We start from the raw sequence: 10,180 nt of genomic DNA on the forward strand, positions 1-10,180 counted from the left end.
GCTTTAGCGGTTGTGGGTATCAAACGCTTCCCATTTGTAGCGTTTTCTGTAATCGAACGGACATGAATTTTCGCTAAATCTCTAACATCTGACACTGGCAACCCGATTGGAGGAATCATTGCCATTTTGTAATGGCCAGTCAACATTTTGGATATAAATTGCATAGACTGACCATCAATATTCCCTGTCAGAGTTGGGCCCATTACGACTCCTGGACAAATAGCTACTAATTCTATCTTCTCACTTTCTGATATATTCTTAACAAACTCCCATGCAGCTTTCTCAGCGAGAGTTTTACTTTTCATATAAGTGTTTATATTGCTTGAGTTCTCATCAGTCCAACTTCTACTATCTATAGTTCCAGTGTCCTCATTACTGTCCAAAACTTTGCCCATCATTGCGACAATGCTAGAAGTAAGAATAACCTTCTTCACTTTTGCTTTTTGGGCAGATTTTAGTACTCGTAATGTACCTTCACATGCAGGTTTAATATATTCACTTTCATTAGTTGGTTCCCTAACAAAATAGGGTGAAGCGACATGTAGTACAGATTCACAACCCTCAACAGCATTATCCCAACCTTCATCACTAAGTAAGTTGAGCTTAACGAATTCTAAATTTTCACCAGAATCTATTTCTTTTTTTATACCATTGATAACTTCATCTTTTTTCTCTAAATCCCGAAGACTTCCTTTGACGTAGTATCCTTCTTTCAACAGCTCAACTGCGCAGTGTTGTCCTATATAACCAGAAATTCCTGTAACTAACACTTTTTTCATCTTTGTTTTTTTTCTTATTTTTGGTGCTTCAAATTCTTTGATTAAGAGTGATTTTAGCTATGATAAATTACAGGCTTATTTTGTTCTGGGCATATTATTTTTTCCTCAAGATTTAGAACTTTTTCCGTTAAATAAAAAGAATTATGACTGATTTGCAGTGGCAACTCAGAACAGTTTATTTGTTGAACTTTATAACCTGATTAACGTGAGTTTTGGATAACTTGGGAGGCTACTGACATCCTGTGAGAGAAATGATCTTGCCTCCACTCACCTCAGGAGACTCCGATGGATTTGACCACCGTGTTTCGTGGCATTGGTGATTTTTGAAGCCAGCTCTCTCTCGAAGTCCCCTCTGGCATTTTGCCCCCACCTGCTCCCAAACGCCAGCGCCCCACAGGCCTAAGCTTAAGCGGGGGATCTTGACGGTTCTGGTTATGTTCCACCACTCTGGGGGACTGCACAACTTCAAGGGCTATCATACGCAGAGGGTGATCCCTTACTGGAATTGTGAGTTTCCCCAAGCACCAAGTTACACTTGCTTCATCCAACTTCCCCCTCGAAGTCTGTGCCTCTTTTGCACTACTTGGTAAGCCCTCGTGGTCAGGTCAGCGGAATCATTTTCGTTGACTCAACCTCTGTCAAAGATTGCCACAATGCTCGCATCCGTGCTCACAAGATCTTCAACGGCTTTGCCAAGAAAGGGAAATCCGCTGTAGGTGGTTCTTCGGATTCAAAATACACCTGATCATCAACTACCGTGGCGACCTGCTGGAAGTTCGCTTAACTCCTGGTACCGCAGTCCGATCAATGCCTTTGTGCATCTGCTCACTGGCTTTACCGCTTAAATTTGGTAGGAAAAGCGGCCAGAGCTCTTTTGGACTAAGAAAGATTGGGGAATCCTCAATCAACTCAACTCTCACCAAAAACCGTTGCTGGCATAGCTTATTTAAAACCCATGTTAACTAACGTTAACTCTTTCTTGAAAGCTTTCAACATAAAAAACCAGTTAGTATAAAATAAATGATAAGCTTACAAAGCTTTTGAGAGGACGCCCAAAAAAGGTTGAACACCAAAATGTTGTTGAGATTGCCATGCACCTTTTATGTTGCAGAGCTATCTGATCGCAGGATTGGTGATCACTCTTTTGATGATCTTGGTTTTGGGATGGCTACAGTTGGGCTTGATCAGCATTATCCCAAATTTTCTGCCAATTGTCCTAGGATTGGGAGTGACGCACTGGGTAGAACTGCCACTGGATCTGAGGTCAATTTTGGTCGGAAGCATTGCCCTCGGGTTGGCGGTGGACGATACGATTCATTTCTTTCACAACTTTCAGCGTTATTTGCAAAAGACTGGTAATCCGGAAGAAGCGGTTCTTCGTACGCTCAATACCACTGGTAGGACACTTCTCTTCACTAGCGTAGTACTCTCGATTGGCTTCTTCAGCTACACTATTTCTGAAATGAACAACCTGTTCTCTTTCGGATTGATCACTGGGTTGACAATTCTCTTTGCTTTTCTAGCGGATTTGGTGGTTGAACCGGCTTTGATGAGCCTGCTCCATTCAAAAAAGTAGAAGAAATTAAACACGGAAATTCTAATCACTCAGTAATTTTATCATCAAATTAGTAATTCCTAGCTAATTTTATAAATAAAATAATTATTTCAGTATTTTGAAATATTAATCACTTGGCAGAATTATTGGAGAGATAGCAGGATTCACAATTCATTGAGTGCATATCTAGCCCTCATCTTTTCTTCTCTCCCAAAAGATTCGTCATGCAAAAGTGGAAAAAATCTGTCGATCACAACATGGAACGCTGGGGATACCTAGTTGTACGCTACCGTTGGTTGGTGATTGCACTGTCCTTACTGGTAGTTGGAGGTTTTGCCTCGCAAATGCGCCACCTCTATTTCGATGCTTCCAATGAAGCTTTCTTCAAAGGCGATGATCCCATCCTTGTCAATTACAACTCTTTCCGTGATCAGTTTGGGAGAGACGATCTAATTCTGGTTGGAATCGACACCCCAGAGGTCTTCAATGCAGAGTTTCTGAGAAAACTCCAAGCGATGCAGGATGATCTGGAGCGGGAAGTTCCCCATATTCGTGAAGTCAACAGTCTGCTCACTGTCAGATCCACCAGGGGTGCCGAAGATGAGTTGATTGTCGGTGATCTGATCGAAGAGATTCCTGAAGATCCGCAAAAGCTGGCAGCACTCAGGGAGTATGTACTCAGCAGTCCAACCTATCCAAATTGGGTGATCTCACCAGATGGTCAATTGACCACAATCACATTGGAGCTAAATCCCTACGTGCTGCCGGAGGGTGGTGAAGAAGACCTGCTGGGGGGCTTTGACGATACCGCAATGGATGCTGATTTGATGGGAGGTTTTGATGAAACAGCAGCGACCGATGGTCCTGATATGCAGGCGGTTACCTCTGTCGAAGAGAATGAAGCGATTGTAGCCACCAAGGCAGTGATGGAACGCTACGAGGGAGAAAACTTTCAGACATTCATCTCCGGAGGCCCAGTCTATGGTTCCTCCATCCAGGACTCGATGCAGTCGAACCTACCCAAGTTTTCGGGAATTTCGATTGGCCTGATGTTCCTGCTGTTGCTGGTCTTGTTTCGCCGAATTTCTGGGGTACTGCTGCCAATACTTTTGGTAGTGTTGAGCATGGTGGTCACTCTTGGCTTCATGGGAGCCTTCGGTCGTCCGTTCACAGTCATTAACCAGATCCTGCCTTCTTTCATTCTGGCGATTGGGGTTGCGGACGCGGTGCACGTGCTGACGATCTTCTACCGACACCGGATGGCTGGCAATTCCAAGGGTGATTCAGTCGCCTACGCTCTTAGCCATTCGGGGCTAGCCATTGTGATGACAAGCTTCACGACCGCTGGAGGTTTGTGGTCATTTGCCAATGCCGCCTCTGCTCCAATTGCCGATTTGGGCATCTATGGAGGACTAGGGGTCCTGGCGGCAATGGCGCTTACACTGACTTTGTTGCCTGCAATTTTGGCGGTACTGCCCGGAGGGCCACAACCACTCTTTGGTCGCAAAGACCTTGATCAAGCTGAACATGCTCCCTCCTTGGCCGATCGTATATTGAACAATTGTGGAAAAGTGGCGGTCAACCATCCCAAGCAGGTGATGATCGGTTGTGGTGTGGTGGTGATGATTGCTGTGGTAGGCATTGCTCAACTGAGACCTTCCAACTGGCCGCTGCGCTGGTTTCCAGAAAATGCTGAATTCCGACAACATACACAGATTATTGATTCTCGCATGGGGGGCTCTTCCAACATCGAGGTGTTGCTCAATACAGGAAAGTCCGGGGGGCTCTATGAACCAGATTTCATGAATCGTCTCGATCAGTTGAACACAGTAGCCACTGAAAAATTAAAATTTCCAAAAGGAGAAGTTGTCGGCAAGGCACAGTCGGTTTTGGATGTGTTGAAAGAATCTAACCGTGCATTGAACGAAAACCGAGCAGAGTTTTATGCCGTTCCTCAGGCCAGGGACCTGATTGCCCAGGAGATGTTTCTCTTCTCCAACAGTGGTTCAGATGACTTAGAGAAGTTGACTGATGTTGGTTTCAGTATGGCCCGACTGAGTCTCTACATTCCAAATCTGGATGCCATTGATTCGATTGTTTTCACGGGACAACTCGAGGAGAAGATTCAAAGTATCTTCGGTAATACGATTGAGTATTCGATCACAGGGATCGCCCAGCTCTGGGCAGGAACCATGACCAATGTGCTCAACAGCATGCGGAACAGCTACATCATCGCCCTGATCCTGATTACTGGCCTGATGGTCGTCTTTCTGGGAAGTTGGAAAGTTGGCTTGCTCAGCATGATTCCAAATCTAACTCCTATCCTGATCACCCTGGGCCTAATGGGTTTTTTTGGCCTGCCACTCGATCCCTTCACGATCCTGATCGGCAGTATTGGTATCGGGTTGGTTGTGGATGATACCGTACACTTTTTGAGTGTCTTTCAACGATATTTCGACCGCTATGGAGATGCTGCTCGGGCCATCCAGGAAACCCTGATGACAACTGGAAAAGCCCTGCTTTTTACTACGTTGATTCTCGTCGGTGGCTTTGCTTCCTACATGGCCGCAGACTTCGTTAATATCTTTGCTTTCGGCATGCTGTTGGTGGTTTGCATTAGCTCGGCTTTGATCCTCGATGTTCTTGCAGCACCGGCGTTGATGATGTTGGTCTATGGTAAACAGCCTTCTGTGGAACAGCCAAGGACCTACCCAAAAGAGAGTGATTTTGCGGAACTGAACTGATTGTTTTCAAGCTGTTTTTTCTCCATCAATTTTTTGAAAAAGCCTTTGAATCCATTTAATCAATAGAAAGGTTATGATGAACAAGTGGAAAAGTCTGATTTTAGGAGCTTTCCTGGTAGGAGTTAGTCCCAGTGCCTGGGCCCTGACAGCAGATGAAATCATGCAACGAGTCAATGACCGTGAAGATGGCGACAACATCGTTATGGAAATGCAGATGGTGCTGATCAACAAGAACAATGAGCAGCGTGTGCGACGCATGCAGCAATATCGGCAGGACAAGGGGGAAGACTCACAGAGCGTCATCTTTTTTGAAGAACCCGCTGATGTGCGTAACACGGGCTTTCTGACTTACGATTACGATGACGAGAGCAAGGATGATGACCAGTGGATGTATCTCCCTGCGCTCCGCAAGACCAAGCGGATTGCAGCCAGTGATAAGAGTGGTTCCTTCATGGGGTCAGATTTCAATTACTCCGATCTGACTTCCTACAATCTCAGTGATTACAACTACAAGTTGCTTAAGGAGAATGACAAGGTCGATGGCTCGGATGCCTGGGTGATCTATTCCGAACCCAAAAACGACGACGTCAAGGAAGAAACTGGTTACGCCAAGAGTGTGATCTGGGTACGCAAAGATAATTACGTGGTCGTACGAGCGAAGAACTGGGTCCACAAGAGTCCTGACATCAAGTTCTTTGAGTTCAAGGATCTCCAACAAATCGAAGGCGTCTGGTTCCCTTCTGAGATCAAGGCCCAGCGACGTTTTGGCAAGGAAGTCGTGCACCAGACCATCCTGCGTCAGCAGAACATTCGCCTCAATCAGAATCTGGAAGACTCTCTCTTCAGTCAGCGTAGGTTGGAGCAGGGACTTTGAGGACATTCCAGAAAGGTGTTTTTTGGCTTGGTTTGTTTCTCTGGGCTGGTACCGCTGTTGCCCAGGAAGAATCACTGGATGAACTACTTGAAGGTTTTGGAGATTCACCCAGCTCTCAGCAAGAATCTGTGGATGATTTGCTGGATGGCTTTGAAGAGCCGGAAGCTTCTACAAACGACCTGTTGGGTGGCTTTGAAGAGCCTGATGAAACTGCTGATGCCTTGGATGATTTGTTGGATGGCTTTGAGGAGAGTTCGTCAAGCGTTACTACAGCAGAAAGCCTCTCTTTGCCAATTGGTCTGTCAGGATCGACAGGAATCAACATCGCCTATGCCTATGCTCAGCCAGAACCTAATCCTGATAAACCAGATTATCGAGGTTTTAGAAAACTCCGTCTGTATTTGCAGCTGGAGTATCAATACAATCTTACGCCCAGCACTCGCTTTTTCGTGGACGGCAAGGTCTCCAGAGACTTAGCCTATCATTTTCTGGATCGTGAAGAATACTCAGAGGAGTACCTGCAAGCTTACGAACAAGAGATTGAACTGCGAGAAACCTTCCTATCAACTTCTCTGGGGTCCGACATTGATCTCAAGTTTGGTCATCAGATCAAGGTCTGGGGAAAGGCAGACCTGCTAAGTGTTGTTGATGTGCTGAATCCAACCGACAATCGTGAACCAGGACTGATCGACATCGACGACAGCCGTCTGCCTGTCACGATGACCCAACTTGACTACTACACTGGAGACTGGAACCTGAACCTGGTTATCATTCATGAAATCCGTTTTGGTAAATCCCCGAAGTTTGGCAGTGAATTTTATTTTGTGGATGCTGAAGGTCCACCAGAAGAAATACCATCGGAGACCGAATACGGCATAGCCCTGAATGGTCACTTCACAGGGTGGGACCTATCCTTCTATGCGGCCAGTGTCTACAACGATCAAGGTCGGGCGGATGGCAGCTTCCAGCCGATGTTAGGTTTATTTCCAGACAGAGTAGTACATGACCGCTTGCAAGTGGTCGGAACTGCCTTCAGCACCGTCGAGGGTAGTTGGATTGTGCGAGGGGAAATTGTGGATGTTCAGGGACTGCGTTTCACCAACTTTTCGAAGACCTTTTCACGGCAGGATCATGTCCTTGGTGCAGAATATTCGAGCATCCCCGATGGTGCACTGAGTTTCGAAGTAGCCTGGGAATGGATTCGTGAGTTTGAAACATCACTGGAAGAAGCTCCTAATGAGCAGGAACAGAGCACAGTCACGACCGCCATCCGCTTTCAGCAGGATTTCCTCAACCAGACGCTTTCCTTCAACGTGATCGCCTTCCAGTTTGGGGAATTTGGTTCATCTGGTTCATCCCAGCGAATTGGACTCGATTATGATTGGGCTGATGGTTTGAATGTTGGCGGTGGAATTTTGCTCTATCACGAAGGGGACACATCTTACTCAAAACGCATCGCAAATAACGATCGTCTCTTCGCAGATCTCAAGTACTCATTTTAACCCCTGCCCTATTCTTTGCAGATAAAGTTTCTAATTTATCGAAGTCGTTTACTCTCTCAGGAATTTGTCGGATGGATGAACCAAGCCCCCGATTCTTAGAAATCTTCTTTGAGATCTTTGAGTCTCTTCCCCGACAAGGTCCAGGCAATCTGGCCTCAGCTCGGAAGGCTTTACACCTCTGTGAGAATCTTCCAGATGCACCAGAGATTCTTGATTTGGGTTGTGGAACTGGAAGCCAAGCCTTACAGCTAGCTGAGCTGACTCAAGGATCGATCGTCGCAGTTGACAACCACGCTCAAATCATTGGAAAGCTGAACCACGAGCTTGCGCAGCTTGGTTTGATGGAACACATTCGGTCGCAAGTTGGCGAGCGGGAGCTTGCTCGAGCACAATTAAGTTTTAACCTGATCTGGTCGGAAGGTGCGTTCTACAACATTGGCATTCAGCGGGCACTTTCAATTTCTGCAGGACTACTCCGAAAAGGTGGCTATTTGGTATTTTCAGATGCGGCCTGCTGTAAAGCCAGTCTACTGGATGTGGTCAAAGCCATTATTGAGAGTGACTACCTGACAATAGGCTCAATTGCAGATCTGGTCGCATTGATCGAGCGTAGCCCTTTTGAGTTACTGGATCACTTCCCCTTGCAACCAGAAGCCTGGTGGGATGAATTTTACACCCCGATGGAACGGATCATCGAAGAATCTCGTGGGAAATATGCCGATGATCCAGAAGCTTTGAAAATCCTGGAGCAAGTTGCTTTAGAATCAGCCGCACATCGAAAAAATTCAGATTACTATAATGATGAATTTTTTCTAGCTCAGCTACCTTAATCACCATCTAAAAAGTTTGCATCTTGAAGAAAGAATAATAAAGAAGCTTCCCATATCAATTGAGTTTTGCCTGTTTCTCCACTAAGAGCTTTTTAGCAGACTACCCAACCCTCAACTTGCTCGCATATTCCTACTGTGACTATCGAAACTCCAAAATCACTGCACAGATGTCTGCGGAGCTCAGTTGGTTGACTCCAATATGCTGACCCTGATGAGAGAAGCACTGGTGACAGTTTCGATGAGCCTCAGAGTGAAAATCATTAATTACCATCGTAAAGTTAAATCAGTCCGGTGTTCAAAGTGGATCTGTATTTTTGAAGAAAATAAATTGATGTGTAATTAATGGCAGACTTGAGATCAAATATTTAGTAAAGATTAAAAAATTCAGATTAGTCTTTAGTAAAGAAATCACCTTTCCTGAAAATATCGACAACACAAGCTATCACAATAATAAGACCGACCACAGCTTGTTGCCAGTAACCAGATATGTGAGCCATTATCATTCCATTATCCAGAACAACAAGAAACATTGAACCAATTAGAGTCCCCAAGATAGAACCAGCGCCACCAAAAAGACTAACTCCACCAATAATGCAAGCAGCTATGACTCTTAGCTCCATTCCCATTCCTAAACTTGCTTGTGCTGAAGAAAACCTAGATGTGAAAAAAATACCAGCTATGCAAGCCAAAACACCCATCAAAACATATAAAGAAAATGTTAATTTTTTTGTATTAATACCAGCAAGTCTAGTACTATGCGGGTTACCACCCATAGCTAAAACGTATCTACCATATTTTGTTTTTCTTAAAGTAAAGGTAGCAACAACAAATAAAAAAAGCATGAACCATATAACAAATGGTACTCCAAACAACTTACCAAGTCCAATAACCTTAAAATTTTCTGGCATTGGAGAAATAGGAGTCCCTTTTGTAACACCTTCGAGAATTCCTCTATAACCGTAAAACGTTGCAAGAGTAGCAATGAATGGAGGAATTTTAAGAACCACAACTAAAAAACCATTTAAAGCTCCAGCAAGAGCACCAACTGCAATTGCAATGATAACTGCAAGTTCTACAGGAACTTTCAACCACACCATCAAAACACCAAGTACTACTCCCGACATCCCAACTTGAGATCCAATGGACAAGTCAAGGCCTCGCCCACACAAAACATAAGTCATGCCCACTGCAGCAATAAATATGTAAGCAGACGCTCTTAACATATTTAGTAGATTTGGCAATGAGGTAAATGCAGGATTCGATATACTTGCAATAGTAAAAATTAAGATAAGAGGAATAAGTGCCCCTATTTCACGCATCTTCAAAAATTTAATGAATAGAATTTTTGAGTGAGAAAATACTGAGGATATCGCCATATTAAATTGGAACATAAAAATTATTTAAGCTACTGTACCTGTAATTAGCTTAACTATTTCCTCTGGATTAGTTTTTGCCTTAATTCTTGAGCCATTGTTTTGACCGAGACGCAAAACAAAAAAACTATCAGCCACTTTGAAAGCATCCTGCATATTGTGTGTGATGAAGATTATAGAGAGTCCTTTATTTTTCAATTCTAGGATAAGATCTAATATGCGTGCTGTTTCTTTTACACCAAGGGCAGCAGTTGGTTCGTCTAAGATCAAAATTTTTTCAGTCCAGAAAGCGCCTTTACTTATCGCTACTGCATGACGTTGTCCACCAGATAATTGACTAACTAGCCGACTAGTATCAAATATACTTACACCAACATCATTTAAAAACTTAAGAGCACCTTGCTTCATCTCATGATTCTGAAGAACTTCAAGGCCAAAATAATTTTTAACAATTTCTTTTCCAAGATAGATATTCTGTTCGATACTCAGACAGTCAACTAAAGCTAAATCTTGATAGATAGTT

The 10,180-nt window shown here is 44.2% G+C and carries 10 protein-coding genes; 6 read left to right on the forward strand and 4 right to left on the reverse strand.

Annotated features, from left to right (window positions below; translation table 11 throughout):
* Together P8O70_20270 and P8O70_20275 are read right to left on the reverse strand one after the other, a co-directional pair.
* Positions 1-779, reverse strand: a 779-nt coding sequence (locus P8O70_20270) for an NAD-dependent epimerase/dehydratase family protein (protein ID MDG2199177.1), incomplete at its 3' end; no start/stop codon positions are given.
* A 272-nt stretch (positions 780-1,051) separates the two neighbouring features.
* Complete coding sequence (locus P8O70_20275) at positions 1,052-1,327, reverse strand: hypothetical protein (GenBank protein ID MDG2199178.1); 276 nt, start codon at positions 1,325-1,327, stop codon at positions 1,052-1,054.
* Between the two features lie 17 nt (positions 1,328-1,344).
* Here P8O70_20275 and P8O70_20280 point away from each other — a divergent pair, with 17 nt between their 5' ends.
* From P8O70_20280 to P8O70_20305, 6 genes are all read left to right on the forward strand, one after another.
* A complete protein-coding gene (locus P8O70_20280; protein ID MDG2199179.1) occupies positions 1,345-1,524 on the forward strand; it encodes a transposase in 180 nt (59 codons plus the stop codon).
* Positions 1,525-1,881: 357 nt separating this feature from the next.
* Positions 1,882-2,355, forward strand: a complete 474-nt coding sequence (locus P8O70_20285; protein ID MDG2199180.1) for an efflux RND transporter permease subunit — start codon at positions 1,882-1,884, stop codon at positions 2,353-2,355.
* A gap of 203 nt (positions 2,356-2,558) precedes the next feature.
* Positions 2,559-5,078 carry an MMPL family transporter gene (locus P8O70_20290; GenBank protein MDG2199181.1) on the forward strand — a complete coding sequence of 840 codons (2,520 nt, stop codon included), beginning with the start codon at positions 2,559-2,561 and terminating at the stop codon, positions 5,076-5,078.
* Positions 5,079-5,151: 73 nt separating this feature from the next.
* Positions 5,152-5,952: an outer membrane lipoprotein-sorting protein gene (locus P8O70_20295; GenBank protein ID MDG2199182.1), complete on the forward strand. Its 801-nt coding sequence runs from the start codon at positions 5,152-5,154 to the stop codon at positions 5,950-5,952.
* Entirely contained in the window at positions 5,949-7,454 is a 1,506-nt protein-coding gene (locus P8O70_20300; protein MDG2199183.1) for a hypothetical protein, read from the forward strand. The genes P8O70_20295 and P8O70_20300 overlap by 4 nt, the downstream gene beginning before the upstream one ends.
* A gap of 71 nt (positions 7,455-7,525) precedes the next feature.
* A complete protein-coding gene (locus P8O70_20305) occupies positions 7,526-8,284 on the forward strand; it encodes a class I SAM-dependent methyltransferase (protein ID MDG2199184.1) in 759 nt (252 codons plus the stop codon).
* 389 nt (positions 8,285-8,673) lie between these two features.
* On the opposite strand, the gene P8O70_20310 is transcribed toward P8O70_20305, so the two are convergent.
* The gene (locus P8O70_20310; GenBank protein ID MDG2199185.1) at positions 8,674-9,603 is read right to left on the reverse strand and encodes an ABC transporter permease; all 930 of its coding nucleotides are present in this window, start codon (positions 9,601-9,603) and stop codon (positions 8,674-8,676) included.
* An 81-nt stretch (positions 9,604-9,684) separates the two neighbouring features.
* On the reverse strand, positions 9,685-10,180 hold a 496-nt coding region (locus P8O70_20315; protein ID MDG2199186.1), incomplete at its 5' end, for an ATP-binding cassette domain-containing protein.

Source organism: SAR324 cluster bacterium, assembly GCA_029245725.1.
Taxonomy (GTDB): domain Bacteria; phylum SAR324; class SAR324; order SAR324; family NAC60-12; genus JCVI-SCAAA005.

Excerpts from the sequence above, each read along its gene's own strand:
- P8O70_20295 (MDG2199182.1), top strand. The coding sequence starts at position 5,152 with ATGATGAACAAGTGGAAAAGTCTGATTTTAGGAGCTTTCCTGGTAGGA.
- P8O70_20285 (MDG2199180.1), top strand. The coding sequence starts at position 1,882 with ATGTTGCAGAGCTATCTGATCGCAGGATTGGTGATCACTCTTTTGATG.
- P8O70_20305 (MDG2199184.1), top strand. The coding sequence starts at position 7,526 with ATGGATGAACCAAGCCCCCGATTCTTAGAAATCTTCTTTGAGATCTTT.
- P8O70_20310 (MDG2199185.1), bottom strand. The coding sequence starts at position 9,603 with ATGCGTGAAATAGGGGCACTTATTCCTCTTATCTTAATTTTTACTATT.
- P8O70_20290 (MDG2199181.1), top strand. The coding sequence starts at position 2,559 with ATGCAAAAGTGGAAAAAATCTGTCGATCACAACATGGAACGCTGGGGA.